This is a genomic window from Xanthomonas euvesicatoria pv. euvesicatoria, assembly GCF_020880415.1.
GTDB classification, from domain to species: domain Bacteria; phylum Pseudomonadota; class Gammaproteobacteria; order Xanthomonadales; family Xanthomonadaceae; genus Xanthomonas; species Xanthomonas euvesicatoria.
This window is the reverse complement of the sequence record NZ_JAJIUJ010000121.1, coordinates 1-17,663: the sequence shown is the minus strand read 5'-3', so window position 1 is coordinate 17,663 and position 17,663 is coordinate 1. Positions and strand designations below refer to the sequence as shown.

Below are 17,663 nucleotides of genomic sequence, written 5' to 3'. Positions count from 1 at the left end.
CCAAAATGCCGGCCGCTTGCGCCCGCAGTGGCGGGACATCGGAGTGGGATGCATGACATGGATCATCGTGGCCGCCGTGGCGGTCACCTTGCTGGTGGGGCTGCTGCTGCTCAACTTCGCCACGCCGGAGAAAAAGCTCGAGCACATCCCCAAGCACCTGTACGACGTTGCCGATCCGCAATTCAAACGCGAGATGTCGGTGTTGCTGGGGCCGGCCATCCTGCCGGGCAACAGGATCGACGTGCTCAATAACGGCCGCGAGATCTTTCCGGCCATGCTGGAGGCCATCGGCAGCGCGCAGCACACCATCACGTTCGAAACCTATATCTATTGGTCGGGCGAGATCGGCCGCGAGTTCAGCGACGCCTTGTCCGAGCGCGCGCGTGCCGGGGTGGAGGTGCGGGTCACCATCGACTGGGGCGGCAGCCTGAAGATGGACCATGCACTGGTGGACACCATGACCGAGGCCGGCGTGGAGGTGCATCGCTACCGCCCGCTGGCCTGGTACAACCTGCACCGCATCAACAACCGCACCCACCGCAAGTTGCTGGTGATCGATGGCCGCATCGGCTTCACCGGTGGGGTCGGCGTGGCCGACCAATGGATGGGCGACGCGCAGGACCCGGACCATTGGCGCGACACCCACTACCGCATCGAGGGCCCGGTGGTGGCGCAGGTGCAGACCGCCTTCAACGACAACTGGATCAAGACCACCGGCCGTGTGGTCAACGGCGCGCAGTATTACCCGGCGTTGGAGGCTGCCGGCGACAGCGATGCGCAGTTGTTCGTGGCCTCGCCGGCCGGCGGCAGCGAAAGCATGCACCTGATGTACCTGATCGCCATCGCCGCCGCACGCAGCAGCATCGACCTGGCTGCGGCGTATTTCGTACCCGATGCCTTGATCACCCGCTCGCTGCTCGAAGCACGTACGCGCGGCGTGCGCATCCGGGTGCTGCTGCCCGGCAAGCATATCGATGCCGTCTCGGTGCGGCTGGCCTCCAAGGCCAGCTGGGAGCCGCTGCTGCAGGCCGGCATCGAGATCCACGAATACCAGCCCACCATGCTGCATACCAAGCTGCTGATCATCGACGGCCTGTTGGTGTCGGTGGGCTCCACCAATTTCGACATCCGCTCGTTCCGCCTCAACGACGAGGCCAGCCTGAATGTCTACGACCGCACGCTGGCCGCACGCATGACCGAGGTATTCGAACGCGATCTGCAACGTGCCGAGCAGTATTCGCTGGAGCGCTGGCGCGCGCGGCCGTTGCGGCAGAGGCTTGGCGAGAAACTGGTGTTCCCGTTCCGCTCGCAGGTGTGAGCGCGCAGGGCCAATCGCGGCGGGGTCAGCGTACCGCCCCCGCAGCGCCTGCCTGCAGGCGCAGCTGGCGCAGCCGCCACCACAACCCGCCCACGTGCACCAGCGAATACAGCACCAGTGCCGCGGCAATCCCCAGGGTCAGCGGGCTGGCCTGCGAACCAGCCGCCGCCGCACCGGCAGTGAACGCGCCATCGGCCCAGCGCCAGGCCAGGCGCCCCAGCAACACCAGCATCAAGCCGCCGCCGATCCAGGGATTGGGCGTGTACCAGCCTTGGCCATCCACCCATTCGGCATGCGTGTAGCGCAGCGACAGCGCACCCAGGCCGATGCCGACCAGCGCGCCTGCGGCAATACCGAGCCGCACCTGCGGCAAGCCGTACACCGCGAACGCCAGTGCTGCCACCGCGATCAGCAGCACCGCGCTGCGCACCGCCGTGGCCACCGGCTTCCATTGCTGGCGCCCGAAGCTGCGCCGGATGCGCCGGTAGTAGAGGTAGCCGATGGCGGCCATCGAGAGATACGGCGTCAGGGGTGCGATGGCAGCGGCAGGCATGGCGAGTCCTTTGCGAATGAGTGAAGCGACCCGCGCAGAATGAAACCAGCCATGGGCACGAACAAGGTGCCAAGTGTCACTTTCTGCAGGCGGCAGCACTGCCGGTCGCTGCCGGCATCGGGCATGCGGTTAGGCCGTGCGCCACCCAGCCCGCTGCCGCGCAGGCGCTTGCCGCCTGCCCGGTGAACGCCGCGCGCGGACGCCGGCGCCTGCCACACGCGAACAGGAGCGGCGCGGGTAGACTTGCGCAGTGCTCCCCCACCGCCGTGCCATGTCCGCCATCAAGCAAGACGCCCACATGCTGATCGACACGCTGCCCGAGACGGCTGGATGGAGTGACGTGGTCCGCGTCGTGGCCGACGCCAGCTTCCAGGCCGCGGTGCAGGACGGCATTGCCGCTGCAGATCAGGGCGCGTTGACGACTCCGGCACAGGTGAGCGCACTGTTCGCCAGATGGGGCGTTGATGTTACGGCGTGACTGGACCGTCCCGGCCGCCACGCAGCTTGCACACGCCCAGGATCACTACCACGCGCTCAACCCGACCGCCGCTGCCGCGATGGCGCGGCAGGTGCTGGAAGCCACCCGCACCCTGGCCGAGCAACCCGGCCGTGGCCGCGTTGGCCGCGCGCCCGGCACCCGCGAATGGGTGGTCAAGCAGACCCCGTACGTGCTGGTCTACCGCGTGCGCGAGGGCGCCCTGCAGGTGCTGCACGTCCATCTGGATGCCAGCGACTGGCTGCCCCGCACCGAGCCGCTGATCGAACGCATCGAACCGTGGATTGCCGCGCTGATCAGCGCGCTGCTGCACGTGCTGATGTTGCTGATCCTGCTGTCGGCCTCCACCCCCACCATGACCCCGCCGCAGGGCTCGGCCAGCGGTGGACGCATCAAGGTGGATTTTGTCGGCGACACCTCCCAGCCCGATCAGCCGGTGCCCTCGCCCACCCCGGTGCCACCGACATCCACGCCGGTGCAGTCCACGCTGGTGCAGCAGGCCAAAAATCCGGTGCCGCGGCAGGGCGATACCGCGCAAGGCAGCCTGGCCGAACGCCGCCAGCCGCGTCGCCAGCAACGCCCCACCCCGCCGCAACCGCCCGCTCCGCCGGCGGCATCCGCACAGCGCCGCCCGGACACCTGGACCGGCAGGCCGCCCGGCATGCTGGACGAACCGGCCGACGGCGCCGAAGACGGCATGGCCAACACCCCCACCATCAGCCAGGGCCGCCGCAACGACCGCAACAACGCCCAGCCCAGCCTGGATATCGGCGGCTTCCAGGTCTATTACGACGTGCGCAGCGAAACCCAGCTGCGCGCCTGGAAAGAACAAGGCATGCAGGAAATCGCCATCATCCTGCCCGGCACCCAGCAACGCATGATCTGCCCGCTGGATGTCGCGCTCAAGCGCGGCTCCAGCAAATGCCGCCTGCTGCCGCCGGATTCGCCCGAACTGAAGTCCATCGGCGACGCCCGCGAAGTCATCAACATGATGGAGGTTTACCGCCAGGGCGAACCGGTCTGGCGTGGGCCGGGGCCGTATCGCTGAGGGCTGGTTGCCTGCCACACATCGCGGCAGGCAACCACGCCGCTTGCTCGGATACGGCGTCCCGGACAACGCCACCGCTCGCCCATCGCCAGCGTCCTGTGCTGGGCACATCCTGCTCCGGGGACGCGGCCGCTTAGCGATTGGTCGAACGCGCTGAAGCCCTGGTCGGCTGGCCCGTCCGGCGGCGACTGGGACGCTGCAACATCAACGCCCCTGGTCCTTTCCAAGCTGGCTGCTCAAGGCTCCCTGGAAGGGCGCCGGATCGCTGGTGACCAGGCAGTTGTAGCGCTTGTCGCTGTTGAGCACGAGCACGGACGACTTGGGGTCCTTGAAATTCAGCCCGACCGAGAACAGCACATAGGTGTTGGGCAGTGCGCTCGGCCGGAATGCACCAAACGCATAGTCGCCGGACAACCCCAACGGCGACAGCGGCACCGTGAGCATCAACGGCTGCGTGGCAACAGGCGATGGCAGCGACGCCGAAGCGGTCATCATCTTCGACTGCACATCGATGGAATAGGTGGTGGTGACCGCCACTCCCAGGTATTTGGACGTCGGCTCGGCAACCTGCTTGCGACACGCCGCAACATCTTCGGGCTTCTGATCCTGCTGACCGTTCTGCAGCGTGGCGAAGACATGGCGCAACGTGACGGTGTCCTTCCCGGGCACCGGTGCGGCAACAGCTGCGCTCATACACAGCACCATCGCCACAAGCGAGAGGCTGCATGCCGCAAGCGCACAACGACGGTTTTTTTTCTGGATCATTTTGATCACTCCTGAGTGTGAGTTTATGGTGCAAGGACGATCAGCGGCCACGGTTTGTAGTGCGATGTACTGCGCTTTGAAAGAGCACGCAGTGCCATTTGCGAACATCTCAAACAGCAGATAATCGCTTGCGCTTTTGACGATTAGATACGGCGTTGAAGGTAATTCCAGATCTCCATCGATGTTTAATCGATTACTTTCTGGTGCAGCGATTTTGAGTTTCTGCAACATGCCAACCCGACAAATCGTCTCAGCGATTTCGTTACGTGATGCAGTTTTGATTTTCAGAGGAGAGCAAACCGGGTTCGGTCGATCGAGCTAGAAAACAACTGAGACAGAACGGATCCGTCACTTAGTGAGCGACTCGGTACGTCAGGGCCGCTACTGAAGTCTGAGCGTCTATTGATGACTCATGGATTGCTCTTACTCACCGATCCATGCTGGGCTTGGCCCAGAAGCGTCAGCGCAAAGCCCATTGACAATCCGCTCAACGACTATCGGCTCTTGAGAGCTTGTAGTAAGCTGGCAGCCGTCCGCCTGAACGCTACTCGGTTTTCGAGCTTGGCCGAGAAGGACAGTATCTCGCGGATATTCGAATCACGTGATTAGTCGCATCAGGAGATCGCCATGCCACGCATCATGTCGAAGGGCTTGGCCGCAACACTTGCACTTGTCGGGGTTGCGGTACTTCCACTTTCGTCCTGCGCCAATGCGGACAATGCGCGCACTACTTCGACACAGGAAGACCCCTCGATGACAGGAGCCAGCCCAATGTTTGACGAGATTTATGCTTCCCAAAAACCCGTTCGATTCGAGCAGATCGATGTGAGCAATATCGTTACGAAATACATACCGTTGGGCACTACAAAGGCGTCGGTGCTAGAGACCTTCGGTAAATCTCCAACCTCGAAGGTCGTTGAAGACACCGAAAGCAAGATTGTCGTCAGGGACAACAAGGGACAAGCGATGTTGGATCCCGATGCACGTTCCGTAGTGATGACTTTTTCTTTGGATGCCGACGGCAAGGTGACACACGTCGAAGCCGTTCATATCAAGAATCAGTAAGCCACAGGAGCATGTCATGGATGAGAAGATCGAAGTCGGGTACCGGAATATCGGGGCTGCTCTCGGCAAGGAATACCACCACAAGTTCCTTCTCTACACGGACAAGGAGGGCAACCAGCGCACTATTAGCGGCTGGACTGGCGATGAGCGACCTGGATTGCCGTACGGACGGATGCACGTTGAGACCAACCTCCCCTATGACCGAAACAACCCTGATCATCGGGACAATCCGAATGCAATTGGCCAAAAGCAGTATCGGGAAGAGATTGCAAATGGCGCGGACTTGTCCGGAACGTGGGGCCGCATGGTCGCTAATGCCAGGAGTAAGGATGACAAATATCCCTACGATCCCCTGCTGCAAAACTCAAACACACTCGCTGATAGCGTTCTGCGGGACGTGGGTCTTCAGGAACCGAAAAACGACGGAGTCTTAGGACATTGGGCGCCTGCATCGGGGCGACAGCTGGACGAGTCGGTCCAGCCCGCGGTACCAGGTCTAGGTAATTCAGGACGTGCCTTTAGTGCAGGTGGAGCACCTCTCGATCCGCAACAAGAAGCCCGGCTGCGTGATGATCCATTGTTCAAACAGGCTCTTGCTGGACTCGACAAGCTGGGTCCAGATGCTGGTGTTTACACCAATCAGCAAGACAAGGAGCGGATTGCCGGCGCCCTGGCTGTCCAGGCAAAACTTAATCGTCCGCCTCTGCCCGAGATCCAAGAAGTCGTTCCAAGCCAAACCAATGGCAATGTCTTCGCAACTTATAAGAATCCAGGAAATGACATGGACCTCCTGCGCACCCATGTCGACAAAGGTGAGGCCGTCAAGCAGCCGTTGGCAGAGAACCTGCAGAAGCTGGAAACCGCAAACCAGCAAGCTGTACAGCCCCCCGCACAGGAAGCATCACGCTCGATAGATCAACCAAGTCATGGCGCACTCGGATTGCGATAAGCACGGCGAACTGGTTAGTTGCATATGATTACAAGCACAAGAAACATAATCAAAATCAACTTGTATTGTGGACGTGCTCCGGGCCCGTCAACATAGCGCTCGACGAGTCTGGACCGTCATATCGGCATTGCCAGCAATTAGCCCACGCGATCAAGCGTTGGGCTGTCGGACAAGTGCACCGGAAGCTGACTGCCGGCATCGACGACGTTGTCTGCACCGAGTGGCACAGGGAATAAGTAGGAATTATCAGTTCGCCACTCTACCAGTAGACAAGCGTCCATAGGTCGCTTTCTACCGGGTCGCAGCGATGCATGAACTTCTAACTACAAATATCGCCATATAACTTATCTGACGCCTGTCTGCTGCTTGCCTATCGATGTCTTGAGCTCCACTCGCAAATTCGACGTGACCTGGATATCCGGTTGCCTCAGCAGTTCAGACAGTCGATCTAACTGCATGGTATCTGTGCTGTATCAGCTGCGCTGAGCTAGTCCGCCCTCACCACAAACGCCTTGAACACATGCAACTCTAGCCACTCTTGCGCCGCAAGCGACCCCAACCTGAGCGCGTAAAATACCTGGATTGGATGCGCTGACCTCATCTCGCCCACAGCGCGCGCAGCTCCCCCAGAAACTGGCTACAGTCCGCACAGGGCCACCAAGCCCACCCCACACATCCGCTTTCAAGGATCTGCATGTCCCTGCATCGTCTTGCCCCACGCCTGGGCCTGGCCGTCGGCCTGTTGTGCGCTTGTGTCTTACACGCCGCCGAGCCGGCGCCGGCGCATCGTCTGCTGCGCGTCACCCTGGGCGGGGCGACCGACCAGGCCACGTCCGGGCGCCTGCTGGTGTTCGCCACCCTGGCCAAGGATGCCCAGGCGCAGGCCAAGCAAAGCGGGAAAGACGGCAAGGTGGAGGAGGTGGATATGAATCCCTTCCGCCCTACCGCAGTGGCGGTGGCCGCGCAGGAGGTCACCGCGCTGGCGCCCGGCGGCAGTGTGCAGATCGATCTGGACAACATCGCCTTCCCGCGCGGGTTTTCTGCGCTGCCGGCCGGCGATTATCTGTTCCAGGCCGTGCTCGACCCGGATGGCAGCTATGGCTACAGCGGCCGCGATGGCGGCGATCTGCTGAGCGAGGTCACCGCCGTGACATTGGCCAACGGCAAGCCGCTGCCGGCGCTGACCTTGAGCAAGCAGGTGCCGGTCTCGGACGATCCGTGGCAGGTCTCGCCGCGCGCGCCGCAGGCGGTGCGCGATGCGGTGCCCGAAGCCAGGCTGCATAGCGCCGATGCCTCGATGGTGAGCCCATCGCTCAGCGCGTTCTGGGGCCGGCCGGTGTCGCTGCGCGCCCGTGTGCTGACGCCGCCCGGCTACAACGCCAAGGCCGCCACGCGCTATCCCACCGTGTACGTCACGCATGGCTTCGGTGGTAACTACAACCGCTTCGCCGGCAGCATTGCATCCACCTGGCGCCTGATGGCGGCCAAGCAGATACCGCCGATGATCTGGGTCTTCCTGGATCAGTCCACGCCCACCGGTACCCACGAGTTCGCCGATTCGGTCAATAACGGCCCGTGGGGCACCGCGCTGACCGAAGAGCTGATTCCGGCGCTCGAGCGTCAGTACAAGATGGACGGCAAGGCCAGCGGCCGCTTCTTGAACGGGCATTCGTCCGGCGGCTGGGCCACGCTGTGGTTGCAGACCCGCTACCCCAAACTGTTCGGCGGCACCTGGTCCACCTCGCCGGATTCCAGCGATTTCCGTGACTTCACCGGCCCGGATTTGTACACGCCCAATGCCAACGTCTACCGCCGCGCCGACGGCAGCCAGTTTCCGCTGATCCGCGACCACGGCAAGGTGCTGGCCGATCTGGAAACCTTCGCCAAGCTCGAACGGGTGCTCGGCCCGTACGGCGGCCAGCTCACCTCGTTCGAGTGGGTCTTTTCACCGCGCGGCGCCGACGGCCGCCCGCTGCCGATGTTCGACCGCGACACCGGCAAGGTGGACCCGGCCGTGGTGACCTATTGGCGTACCCACTACGACATTTCCGCGCGCGTGGCCGCGCAATGGCCCACGCTCAAGGCGGACCTGGACGGCAAGATCCATGTGATCGTCGGCACCGCCGATACGTTCTACCTGGATGGCGCGGCGCATAAATTCCAGGCGGTGCTCGATGGCCTGGGCGCCAGGAGCGATTTCCGCTATCTGGAAGGCCGCACCCACTTCGATCTCTACACCGAGGGCGACGACAGCGACGCGCTGATGAAGAAGATCGCCGCAGAGGTGTACGCAGTGGCGCGACCGAAACGCTGAGCGGCTGAGATCATCGCGTTGCACACGGCTACGCGCGCGTGCAACGCCCGCCGCAACCGCACCGCGCATGCCGGACCGCATGCACGGCGGTGTCGATCAGGCATCAGGCAGAGCGCGGCAATTCCCATTCCACCTGCTGGCGCAGCACCAGCAGCAGCACCTGGATGCGCCCGCCACGCACCATCGCCGCAGGCGTCTGGCCGTCGAGGGCATTCATGGGTTGGCGGAACCAGCGGATCAGTGCCTCGTTATTGCCACCGTTCAAGGCCCACGCGTGGCAAACGATTTCGCCCAGGTTTTCGATGCCGGCGGTGCCAAGCAACTTGAGGTGTTCGGGGGTGAACGCAAACATCGACAGCACCAGCTCGGCGTCGGCCGCCTTGCCGTGGTCCACCTGCATCTGCTCGCTGTGCGCGGTGCTGTAGAGCGCGCCCTGCGCGCGAAAATCTTCGGCGCGCCGCATGCCGGTAAGCACTGCTGCGATGAGGTCGGCGCGTTCCATGGGTTGTCCAGCTGAGTACGTGCGCGCACGCTAACCGGGCCGCTGCTGCCGCTCAATCGGGAGACTCCTGACAGCCGCCAGGCGCGTCAGCGGCCGTTGCGTGATGCAGCGCGGCGCGGCGGCCCGGCATGGAGCACGCGTGCAGGGCCGGCGCACCGCCTGCACGGCGTCGCCCGCGCCTGCCCGCCTTCGCAGCACTTAACGCAGCGGTTGCTAGCATCCGGGCGCGTCACTGGCAGCAGCCCGCGCGTGGATGGGCTGCAGTGTTGGAGTCTCACCTCATGAGGAGTTGTCAGATGCCCTGGAAATCCGCCCTTGCCATGCTTGCCCTGTCCACCGCCGCGCTGCCGGCGCTGGCCCAGTCCGACCGCCAGGTGGTCGAAGACATGCTCACCCGCTCGGCCAATGTCTGCCCCGGCCACAGCACCGAACGCACCACGCCCACCGTCAAGGCCGTGCCGGTCGGCGCGCTGCGCGTGATGCTGGAACGCGGCCTGGTCATGTGCCCCGACCGTCGCCTGGACGCCGCAGCACCGGCCGTGTTCTACGGCCGCCGGGGCGTGTTCGCCTGGAACCCGGACGTGAAAGCCGGATCCACCGTCATCGCCAAACAGATCGACAGCATGACCCGCAAGGACGAATACCCCACCGACACCCTGGTGTGGGACGCCAAGGGCACCGCGCTCAAACAGCAGACCGTGCCGATGTTCGAACCCAGGCCGGGTGCGGCGGTGTTGTACAAGGTGCGTTGAGGCTGACGCGATTGCACGCGGCGCCCAGTCAGGCCCTGGCGCCGCGCTGCACGCGCGGCTCGGCCGCATCGGCAGAGCCATGGCCGCCGAGCCGCTGTTCGTAAATCTCATCGACCACACCGCGCACCGCACGGGCGGCATTGAAGATGCTCTCGCCCAACACCGAGAGGCTGGTGGCGTCCAGTGGCTTGCCGCTGCAGACCGCCACCATGTCGCTCTGCGCGGTGATCGTGCGCAGCAGTGTGTGAAAGCGGTCGATCTGCTCGACCGTGACGCCGAAGGTGAAGTTTTCTTCTTGCTTTCGTAGCGCGGCCGTTTTGCTGGTTTTTGAGGTCGTCATGGCGCCCATCCTCGACGGAAACGGACGGGATATCCGCAGCCTGAATTTATCCCTTTTTCAGATATTTGAAAAGGGGATATAGCTTCAGTGCGGCCTACCAACCTCGCCGCCATGCCAATCAAGTCGATCCACAAAGATCATTACGACATCCTGCTGCAGCAATTGCGCGAACTTCGCCTTTCCGCCGGTTTAACGCAGGTCGCCTTGAGCAATGCGTTGGAGCGCCCGCAGTCGTATGTAAGTGACGTTGAGCGAGGCAGTCGCCGGATGGATCTGCTTCAGTTGCGAGACTTCTGTAATGCATGCGGAACCTCACTGACCAAATTCGTTGCCGAGTTCGAGAAAGAACTGAAGTAATCCACAGGTGCAGTGCTGGTTGCTCTGTTCCTAACTGTTCGGCCCGACCTTCGCTCTAAAACTCCGTGGCTCACCGGTCAGCGGGTCATCGAACGCCAATGTATGCGCGAACAGCTGCAGCGGGCGTTCCGGGTCATCGGGCCGCTGGGCTTCCAGCTCGGGATAAAACCGGTCGTGCAGGATCGGCGCGCCCAGCGCGGCCATGTGCACACGCAGTTGATGCTTGCGCCCGGTCACCGGCTCCAGCCGATACGTCCAGGTGTCTGCGTTGCGTGCGACCACCTCGATCACCGTCTCGCTGTTCGCTTCGCCCACGCCCTCGTGCATGCGGAAGAACGGCTCGCCCGGCTCCAACAGGCTGCGGTGCACATGCGGAAACCTCAGCTGTGGCAGCGGTGGTGCCACCGCCAGGTAGTGCTTGCGGATGCGCCGTTGCCGAAACAAGGCCTGATAGATCCCGCGCGTGGCAGGATTGGCCGAGAACAGCACCAGCCCCGCGGTTTCGCGATCGATGCGGTGCAATGGCACCAGCGCCGGATTGTCCAGCCGCCGCACCAGTCGCGTCAGCAGCGTCTCGCGCACGTATGCACCGGCGGGTGCCACCGGCAAGAAGTGCGGCTTGCAGGCTACCACCAACTGCGCGTCGGCATGCACCACGGTCTCGACGTACGGAATCACCGGCTCATCGGCGACCTCGCGGAAATAGCGGATGTCCGCACCCACGCGATACGGCGCTGACAACGCCAGGGCCTGGTCGTTGGCATCGCGCACCAGGCCGCGTGCGAAGCGGTCGCGCCAACGCTCGGCCGCGATCGCCGGAAAACACGCGCACAGCGCCTCGAAGACCGAGACCCACGGGCCGGCAGGCAGCTGGAAGCGGCTGGCCGGCGTGCCATCGTAGGTACGGGGTGCATCGGGCATCGCCGGGATCGCAACAGGATCGAGAGTGCAGCATGGTAACGCGCGATGCGGCGACGCACTGCATGCAGCGTGGCAGTTGCATGCAGCAGTGCAGCATCGGTCGATCGCTGCACTGGCCGTAGTCGGCATGCGCGAAGCGATGTGCGCCCGCGCGATGGCGCCGCATCGACGCGTGGTGTGATGGAACTTAGGTTGGAAGCGCGATGCGTGTGATCGCGCCGCATGCCACGCCTCGATCGCGACGCTGCGGCTTGCAATACACCTGTCATCAAATCCGTTGACGTTGCGTACGTGCAACCGGCTCTCCTTCGATCCCTTTCTCAAGCAGGAACATCACCATGCGTTCAACACTTCACGCCACCGTCGTGACGGCGGGGCTTCTTGCGCTGGTCACCACCAGTGCGGCCATCGCCGCCGTGCCATCGGTGGCGCAATGCACCACGCCGCAGCCGTGGGCGCACTCCAATGCCGGCGTGGTGGTCGGCAACGGCACGGCCGCCAGTTGTACCGCCAGCGCACTCGCCACTGCGGTGGCGCAAGGCGGCTATGTCACCTTCAACTGCGGCACGCGTGCGACCAGCATCGCCGTCAACCAGACCATCAACATCAGCGCCAGCACGCCAACGGTGATCGATGGTCAGGGCAAGATCACCCTGGATGGCCGCCAGGCCGCGCGTATCTTCCAGGTGCAGAACGGCAATGCACTGTCGGTGCGCAATCTCAAACTGCAGAACGGCAGCTCCGTGCAGCCGGCATCCAACACCCAGTACGCGCCCGGCACCTGGGGTGGCGGCGCGATCAAGGTCAGCTACCGCGGCAAGCTGGAAGTGATCAACAGCCAGTTCCTGAGCAACCGCAGCAGCATTGGGGGTGGTGCCATCTTTGCCGGCAGCGATACCGACGTGACCATCGTCAAGAGCTCGTTCTCCAAGAACACCTCCTGGCTGGGCGGCGCGCTCTACACGCAGCTCAGCCGTCTGACCATCGTCAATTCCGAATTTGTCGGCAACCAGGCCATCAATGCGCCGGCCGGCTTCCCGGATGCCGACCAGTTCGGCAACAGCGGCGCAATCGACACCGACGGCGCCTCGCTCGCCGGCTACCTCAACGCCGCCGCCGGTGGCGCCACGCTCTCGGTGTGCGGCACGGTGGTGCGCAACAACAGCGCGGCCAACAGCGGCGGCGGCGCCACGTTGTGGGCGTATGCACCGGACACCATCGACGTGCGCTACTCCACCTTCGCCAACAACATCGCCTATGGCGGCCCGGCCGGCGGTGCGCGCATCAGCCTGGGCTTCGGCGATACCACACACTCCGGCACCACAATCAGTACGCCGGGCATCATCAACGTCGAAGAAACCAGCTTCATCTCCAACCGCGCCGAAAAGAGCAACGCCGGCGCCTTGTACATGGACTGCTACGGCCCGTCCTGCAACGTCAGCAACAGCACCTTCTATGGCAACTATGCAAAGGGTGTGGGCGCGGCGATCCAGCATGTGGGTTGGCAGCCGTCCAATGGCGACCAGGGCAAGACCACGGTGCGCTTCAACAACGTCACTTTCGCCGAGAACACCCCCGGGTCCACGTTGTTCGGCAGCGGCTTCGACATCCGCAACAGCATCTTCTATTCCAAGACCGAGCGCACCTTCTGCAGCGACCAAAGCAGCACCGGCAACAACCTGATCGAGTACTCGGCTGCGGGCGGCCTGTTCCACAGCTGCCTCACCGCCGGCCTCGCACGCGCCACCAATCCGCTGCTGGGCGCACCGGCCGCCAATGGCGGCCCCACGCTTACCCAATTGCCGGCGGCCAACAGCCCGGTGCGCAACCTCGGCAGCAACTGCCGCACGATCGACCAGCGTGGTGTTGCGCGTGATACCGCGGTCTGCGATGTGGGTGCGGTGGAAATCAAGTAAATCGAACTGCGTGTCCCCGTTCCCTGGCGAGGACGCGCATTGTGTGGCCGAGTGGCTTAAGCCTGCTCGGTCATGCGATCAAGGATCCCCAGGACCAGCCCCTTTGTGCCGGCGACTGCGTCATCGAATCTGGCCTTGTTGTGATGCGCACAGCTTGCTCAACCGCTGAAGCCGATCAAGCTGCATGTTGAAATCTTGCGCAGTTCCGGATTGGTCAATGCGCAGCTGCACGCAAAAGCGCGGCAGCGATCTACTTCGTTTGCTGCGGCGGCGCTTCGTCCCTAAAAAAAATAGTTAATTGCCGAGGAATTACGATGTCTTGAGTTGTTTCACCATAACCTCGTAGGAAAAGATGATTAATATTTACTTCGCGCGTCCAGATACGTCTCAAAAGAAAATGGGACGTGCACGTCGCGGCTCTTTGATCGCCGTTGGTGTCCTGGCGCTCCTTGCGTCTGCCTCGGCGCTTGCCATCGATCAGGCCAGACTCCGGCAGCCAGTGGTTGGCGGTACGGTGCTGACGATGAGCCTGGGTAACCGCTGCACTGCCGGCCTTGTGCTTAAGCAGACAGGCGTCCTTGCTAACTTGACGCCCTATCGGAGAGCGGTCCGGTTCGTTCTGACTGCAGGTCACTGTGGTGACTACAACAGCACAGTGTCCGTAGATGGGGCAGATCTTGGCTATGTCTCATGGAAATCGAGCGTTTCAGATCTCGAATTGATTCGCGTGGAACCGGTGCTGCATAACTACCGGCACTGCGAAGCGCCATCAACGGGAATTCACTGCACAATCGTTTCGACCTACGAGCCGCGTGCGGTAGGCAAGGTCCTGCTCTCGCGGGCAATTCTTTATCGGTCGCGCGCTGGCGGGCTCGATACGATTGCGGCAATGACCACACGCCCGCTCCTCCGACTGACCGCTTCTGCACAAGCGGCATGAGCACCGACGTGTTGTGCGACTGGACCGATGCGCGCATTCCTGCAAATTTCCCAGACCCAGGACTCCAAGGACTGCATGCCGCCACCCCTGACTTCGGCGGCCTGACAGGTCCAGGCGATTCCGGCGGACCGGTGGTGAGCTCATCGGGAGTGATGCATGGGATCGTTAAAGGTCAATACGATAATCTGAACATGATGTTTTATACATCTACAGCTCAGTTCTTCCGTGAGCAGCCTGATTATACGATTGCACCACCAAACTGATTTCGGCAGTGAAATGATTTGGCGAAGTATTCGCCTATCACTCCAGGCCGGCAGCCCCTTCCCCTTCAAGGGAAGGGGTTGGATGGAACGAATTGCCGCAACTGAATGTTGCCCGCTTGATCTCAAGGCAGAGAACCTTCAAACCTGCCTCCACCGACGATCCAAAGACTCCGCTCGTCGTAGCAATGGCCAAGTTGGCGACCACTAGCCCGCATTGCATCTGGTCATGTTGATCGCCGTATCCAAGAACAATCCGCGCGCAACCCGTTCAAGAGTCGGCTTGCGGCTGCCGATGCAACTGCCGACGTAGTTTTAGCGGACTCAAGCATTGAGGCCCGTGTAAGCCTTCCGCGCTGAAGTGCACGATCCTAATCACTTGATGGGGTGCAGATCGCAATAGCATCGCCCCCTTACTGACAACGCGCGTTTCAGCGGTTATGTTCGAACCTGGAACGGGGGTTCTTGCATGGGACGCAGAAAGAAGCAGAGGGGGTTTGAAGCGTTGGCCGCGTTGCCGTGGCCGCTCGGCCTTGTAGCGGGAATCGTTGGGTATCTTGGGGTGCGCTACGGCATCGGCTGGTGGTTCTCCCACCATGGCGGGATGCTGTCGCAAGGGTTTGCCCAACAGTCGAGTGGGGCGTTCGCGCCATTGGCGTGGATGCTGCTCGGCATCTGCTGGCTCGCCGCGCTGTGCTCCTATCTGGGCTAACGCAGCCGGCAACGCTTTCTGGACACACGTACCACCCTGGAGAGCCTGGCCGCTGGCGGCTGGCGCCAATTCGAACGATTGGTAGGCGAAGCATTTCGCCGCCAAGGCTATAGCGTCGAACAAACCGGCCTGGGCGGTGCAGACGGCGGCATCGACCTGATTCTGCGCAAGGACGGCCGCCGCACACTCGTGCAATGCAAACAATGGAAGCGTCAGCAGGTTGGCGTCAGCGTCGTGCGCGAAATGTACGGCCTGCTGGCCCATCACCAGGCCCACACGGTCAAGATCGCCTGCATCGGCACTTACACGAAAGACGCCGAGCGCTTTGCCGAAGGCAAACCGATCGAATTGATCGGCGGCGAACAGTTGTTGGACATGATCCAAGCAGTGCAGCAACAAGCCACAGCGCAGCCGACGGCGATATCCGCGCGCATCGAGCCTGTCTTTGGTTCAGCTGATTCCACTGCCTCTGCAAACATTGCCACTCCAAGCTGCCCACGCTGCGGCAGCGCACTCGTGCAGAGAAGAAACCGGCGCAGCGGCGAGAACTTTCTGGGTTGCAGCCATTTTCCTAGGTGCAGAGGAATTTCGTAAGCGAACCTGACCCCCGTTTTTTTTCATTTTTCATAGGTTCGTTTGCTGCTCATGTAGTTCGTGGGTGTGCGAGTCGCGGTTCGAATCGCGACTAATGTTGCAGAGTCAGTCGGACTGTATTTTCTTGGACTCTGGACATTTTTTAACATAAAAAACAAGATAGGCATTGCTGGCACAGCCGGGCTTTTTACTTCTCATGTTCCTTTCGATGACGCAGAATCCAAAGGCGTCCAAGCTGAGTCATCACAAGCGGCGCCGGAGTATAAATTCCAGACCCAGCTTGATAATTTGCCAGCTAGACCCGCTAGTTCGAAGAGCAGCAACACCACTCATGCTTATGTTCATGCATCGCCGCCGCATTCGGTGCCGATCGCAGGTGCATCGACCGCCGCGGTGACACATCAACAGGCTACTCAGCTTAAAGGCACCGATGAGTTATATGGTTTGGGCAACCTCCCATCTTCTGGTCCGGGGCGATGGGAGTATCTGGCGAATCCGGAGAACTGGCATCCGGAGCGCCGTAAGTTGCACGAAAAGCTATTAGATGAAGCACGATCTTCGGCCTTGACCCTGGCAGAATCTCTTGAGCGCGATGGCTGCCAACCGACATTGTTTGCGTTGCGCGGAAACACTGCCACGGGTAAGACGCGGATAGCCACAAAAAAAATTCCAGCTCTCGCCGCAGCTCTGGAGAAGACAGGTGGGAAAGGTTGCATCAATCCAGATGTATTCAAGAGTTCGCTTGCGAAGTCGGAGGCCGGCGCCAAGATATTTAGCTCGGCGCAAGTTCATAACGAATCATGTTTTCTTGCTGACCATTTTGAAGACGGGCTTCGCTCTCAAAGGACGGGCAGCGGTGCAATCGCTAGCATTGTTGTCGACAAGCGCTTGGCAAGGGCGTACGAAATCGACAGCTATATAGAACTAGCCAAAGAAACAGGTCGAAAAGTTGAATTGTGCGATATCGATGCACCCCTTGAGAATTCTTTGACGGGAGTTTTGCAACGGAAACCTGAAGGTGAAGATCCTAGGCCTCCTTACCCTGTAGTCTCGAGTGGATTTGTGGCCGTACGAAGCAATAGAATGAGTGTGATAGACAGGTTCATCGCCGATCCGAGCCTGGGAAACTATCGACTATTCGGAACAGCCGAGGATGGTAAGAAGGTCATGGTTGCTAGCGTCATGGGCGGTGAGTTGAGTGTAGAGGATGCTGATTTATATGAAAAGATAACGTCCCCGCAGTCCTCGGTTACCGGTGATTTGGCTGATAAGATAATCGACAATGAATTGATTGATCGTCTGACAAATAATATAGATGATCCCGAGCGCGCGGCGAATACGCGAGCCGCGCTGGAAAAATATAACGGCAAGTCGTGGTCGGCCGCGCTAGCTGCTCATAGCGAGCTAATTTGATTGACAGGAAAATAGCGATGAAAACTTTGAAAGGCGCAGAGGCGCTCGAATTCCATAAGAAGCTTAAGGGACGCAATGAAGCCTTACATGCTTCCGATATCGCGTCAGCATTAGTACGCGCCGATGCCGTCGGCAAGGAACGGTTTGATCTCGAGGAACTGGAAAAACTTTGCTATACCAGTAGTGCGGGGCGCCTTACTGATGTGAAAGAGCGCCGCGACATATATGAGCGGATGTACTACGTCGAGTATCCTAAAATTATGACGTTAAAGGAATTTGCTCGTATCGTTGAGACACTTTCCTCTTGGTCATGACAGCCAGGCTGGTGCATTTACAATGATGGTTTTGTATCTATCGATGACCTAGCTGGCTCAGTCTGAGTCCTCGGCGCAAGCTAGGTAGGTTCAAGTGTGCAAACCAGGGAACTGGGTCCAGGTTGAATTCTAAA

Annotated in this window: 18 protein-coding genes and 1 pseudogene; 14 read left to right on the top strand and 5 right to left on the bottom strand. The window is 61.3% G+C overall.

All coding sequences use genetic code 11. The features are described 5' to 3' along the window. The first annotated feature begins 52 nt into the window (after window positions 1–52). A complete protein-coding gene (locus LN450_RS23020; RefSeq protein ID WP_011349154.1) occupies window positions 53–1,318 on the top strand; it encodes a phospholipase D-like domain-containing protein in 1,266 nt (421 codons plus the stop codon). A 25-nt stretch (window positions 1,319–1,343) separates the two neighbouring features. Here LN450_RS23020 and LN450_RS23015 read toward each other — a convergent pair whose 3' ends face one another. Beyond that, window positions 1,344–1,871: a CcdC protein domain-containing protein gene (locus LN450_RS23015; protein WP_008577178.1), complete on the bottom strand. Its 528-nt coding sequence runs from the start codon at window positions 1,869–1,871 to the stop codon at window positions 1,344–1,346. A gap of 271 nt (window positions 1,872–2,142) precedes the next feature. Here LN450_RS23015 and LN450_RS23010 point away from each other — a divergent pair, with 271 nt between their 5' ends. Together LN450_RS23010 and LN450_RS23005 are read left to right on the top strand one after the other, a co-directional pair. Then, window positions 2,143–2,349 (top strand): hypothetical protein, encoded by a 207-nt coding sequence (locus LN450_RS23010; protein ID WP_008577177.1) that lies wholly within the window; start codon window positions 2,143–2,145, stop codon window positions 2,347–2,349. Then, window positions 2,336–3,415 carry a type II toxin-antitoxin system RelE/ParE family toxin gene (locus tag LN450_RS23005; RefSeq protein WP_011349155.1) on the top strand — a complete coding sequence of 360 codons (1,080 nt, stop codon included), beginning with the start codon at window positions 2,336–2,338 and terminating at the stop codon, window positions 3,413–3,415. Before LN450_RS23010 ends, LN450_RS23005 begins: the two co-directional genes overlap by 14 nt. Window positions 3,416–3,619: 204 nt before the next feature. Here the strand turns inward: LN450_RS23005 and LN450_RS23000 are convergent, their stop codons facing one another. Next, complete coding sequence (locus LN450_RS23000) at window positions 3,620–4,180, bottom strand: hypothetical protein (protein ID WP_074038902.1); 561 nt, start codon at window positions 4,178–4,180, stop codon at window positions 3,620–3,622. 627 nt (window positions 4,181–4,807) lie between these two features. Here LN450_RS23000 and LN450_RS22995 point away from each other — a divergent pair. The 3 genes from LN450_RS22995 (at window position 4,808) to LN450_RS22985 (ending at window position 8,508) form a co-directional block, all read left to right on the top strand. Beyond that, window positions 4,808–5,245, top strand: coding sequence for a DUF6393 family protein (locus LN450_RS22995; RefSeq protein ID WP_228729415.1), 438 nt, complete (start codon window positions 4,808–4,810; stop codon window positions 5,243–5,245). A gap of 16 nt (window positions 5,246–5,261) precedes the next feature. Continuing rightward, entirely contained in the window at window positions 5,262–6,194 is a 933-nt protein-coding gene (locus LN450_RS22990) for an XVIPCD domain-containing protein (RefSeq protein ID WP_011349157.1), read from the top strand. A gap of 694 nt (window positions 6,195–6,888) precedes the next feature. After that, a complete protein-coding gene (locus tag LN450_RS22985) occupies window positions 6,889–8,508 on the top strand; it encodes an alpha/beta hydrolase (protein WP_011349158.1) in 1,620 nt (539 codons plus the stop codon). Window positions 8,509–8,611: 103 nt separating this feature from the next. Here the strand turns inward: LN450_RS22985 and LN450_RS22980 are convergent, their stop codons facing one another. Then, window positions 8,612–9,010, bottom strand: a complete 399-nt coding sequence (locus tag LN450_RS22980) for an antitoxin Xre/MbcA/ParS toxin-binding domain-containing protein (protein ID WP_008574610.1) — start codon at window positions 9,008–9,010, stop codon at window positions 8,612–8,614. 320 nt (window positions 9,011–9,330) lie between these two features. On the opposite strand from LN450_RS22980, the gene LN450_RS22975 reads away from it, so the two are divergent. Continuing rightward, complete coding sequence (locus tag LN450_RS22975; protein ID WP_170808574.1) at window positions 9,331–9,762, top strand: hypothetical protein; 432 nt, start codon at window positions 9,331–9,333, stop codon at window positions 9,760–9,762. A 28-nt stretch (window positions 9,763–9,790) separates the two neighbouring features. Here the strand turns inward: LN450_RS22975 and LN450_RS22970 are convergent, their stop codons facing one another. Then, entirely contained in the window at window positions 9,791–10,102 is a 312-nt protein-coding gene (locus LN450_RS22970; RefSeq protein ID WP_011349160.1) for a hypothetical protein, read from the bottom strand. 111 nt (window positions 10,103–10,213) lie between these two features. Here LN450_RS22970 and LN450_RS22965 point away from each other — a divergent pair, with 111 nt between their 5' ends. Further along, entirely contained in the window at window positions 10,214–10,459 is a 246-nt protein-coding gene (locus LN450_RS22965; RefSeq protein WP_017112444.1) for a helix-turn-helix domain-containing protein, read from the top strand. Window positions 10,460–10,489: 30 nt separating this feature from the next. Here the strand turns inward: LN450_RS22965 and LN450_RS22960 are convergent, their stop codons facing one another. Further along, window positions 10,490–11,380, bottom strand: a complete 891-nt coding sequence (locus LN450_RS22960) for a pseudouridine synthase (RefSeq protein WP_011349161.1) — start codon at window positions 11,378–11,380, stop codon at window positions 10,490–10,492. Window positions 11,381–11,745: 365 nt separating this feature from the next. Here LN450_RS22960 and LN450_RS22955 point away from each other — a divergent pair, with 365 nt between their 5' ends. The 6 genes and pseudogenes from LN450_RS22955 (at window position 11,746) to LN450_RS22930 (ending at window position 17,529) form a co-directional block, all read left to right on the top strand. Then, window positions 11,746–13,296 carry a choice-of-anchor Q domain-containing protein gene (locus LN450_RS22955; RefSeq protein WP_170808575.1) on the top strand — a complete coding sequence of 517 codons (1,551 nt, stop codon included), beginning with the start codon at window positions 11,746–11,748 and terminating at the stop codon, window positions 13,294–13,296. A gap of 352 nt (window positions 13,297–13,648) precedes the next feature. Further along, complete coding sequence (locus LN450_RS22950) at window positions 13,649–14,236, top strand: S1 family peptidase (protein WP_228884938.1); 588 nt, start codon at window positions 13,649–13,651, stop codon at window positions 14,234–14,236. Then, window positions 14,233–14,499, top strand: coding sequence for a hypothetical protein (locus tag LN450_RS22945; RefSeq protein ID WP_011349164.1), 267 nt, complete (start codon window positions 14,233–14,235; stop codon window positions 14,497–14,499). Before LN450_RS22950 ends, LN450_RS22945 begins: the two co-directional genes overlap by 4 nt. A gap of 466 nt (window positions 14,500–14,965) precedes the next feature. After that, window positions 14,966–15,802 (top strand): annotated as a pseudogene (locus LN450_RS22940) (restriction endonuclease). 60 nt (window positions 15,803–15,862) lie between these two features. Beyond that, entirely contained in the window at window positions 15,863–17,215 is a 1,353-nt protein-coding gene (gene xopAJ, locus LN450_RS22935) for a zeta toxin family type III secretion system effector XopAJ/AvrRxo1 (RefSeq protein WP_011349167.1), read from the top strand. Window positions 17,216–17,232: 17 nt separating this feature from the next. Next, window positions 17,233–17,529 (top strand): hypothetical protein, encoded by a 297-nt coding sequence (locus LN450_RS22930; protein ID WP_011349168.1) that lies wholly within the window; start codon window positions 17,233–17,235, stop codon window positions 17,527–17,529. The last annotated feature ends 134 nt before the right edge of the window (window positions 17,530–17,663 follow it).

Coding starts and splice junctions, on each gene's coding strand:
- LN450_RS22980 (WP_008574610.1), bottom strand. CDS start 9,010: ATGGAACGCGCCGACCTCATCGCAGCAGTGCTTACCGGCATGCGGCGC.
- LN450_RS22950 (WP_228884938.1), top strand. CDS start 13,649: ATGATTAATATTTACTTCGCGCGTCCAGATACGTCTCAAAAGAAAATG.
- LN450_RS22945 (WP_011349164.1), top strand. CDS start 14,233: ATGAGCACCGACGTGTTGTGCGACTGGACCGATGCGCGCATTCCTGCA.
- LN450_RS22965 (WP_017112444.1), top strand. CDS start 10,214: ATGCCAATCAAGTCGATCCACAAAGATCATTACGACATCCTGCTGCAG.
- LN450_RS22990 (WP_011349157.1), top strand. CDS start 5,262: ATGGATGAGAAGATCGAAGTCGGGTACCGGAATATCGGGGCTGCTCTC.
- LN450_RS22930 (WP_011349168.1), top strand. CDS start 17,233: ATGAAAACTTTGAAAGGCGCAGAGGCGCTCGAATTCCATAAGAAGCTT.
- LN450_RS23000 (WP_074038902.1), bottom strand. CDS start 4,180: ATGATCCAGAAAAAAAACCGTCGTTGTGCGCTTGCGGCATGCAGCCTC.
- LN450_RS22960 (WP_011349161.1), bottom strand. CDS start 11,380: ATGCCCGATGCACCCCGTACCTACGATGGCACGCCGGCCAGCCGCTTC.
- LN450_RS23005 (WP_011349155.1), top strand. CDS start 2,336: ATGTTACGGCGTGACTGGACCGTCCCGGCCGCCACGCAGCTTGCACAC.
- LN450_RS23020 (WP_011349154.1), top strand. CDS start 53: ATGACATGGATCATCGTGGCCGCCGTGGCGGTCACCTTGCTGGTGGGG.
- LN450_RS22985 (WP_011349158.1), top strand. CDS start 6,889: ATGTCCCTGCATCGTCTTGCCCCACGCCTGGGCCTGGCCGTCGGCCTG.
- LN450_RS23010 (WP_008577177.1), top strand. CDS start 2,143: ATGTCCGCCATCAAGCAAGACGCCCACATGCTGATCGACACGCTGCCC.
- LN450_RS23015 (WP_008577178.1), bottom strand. CDS start 1,871: ATGCCTGCCGCTGCCATCGCACCCCTGACGCCGTATCTCTCGATGGCC.
- LN450_RS22970 (WP_011349160.1), bottom strand. CDS start 10,102: ATGACGACCTCAAAAACCAGCAAAACGGCCGCGCTACGAAAGCAAGAA.
- LN450_RS22995 (WP_228729415.1), top strand. CDS start 4,808: ATGCCACGCATCATGTCGAAGGGCTTGGCCGCAACACTTGCACTTGTC.
- LN450_RS22975 (WP_170808574.1), top strand. CDS start 9,331: ATGCTTGCCCTGTCCACCGCCGCGCTGCCGGCGCTGGCCCAGTCCGAC.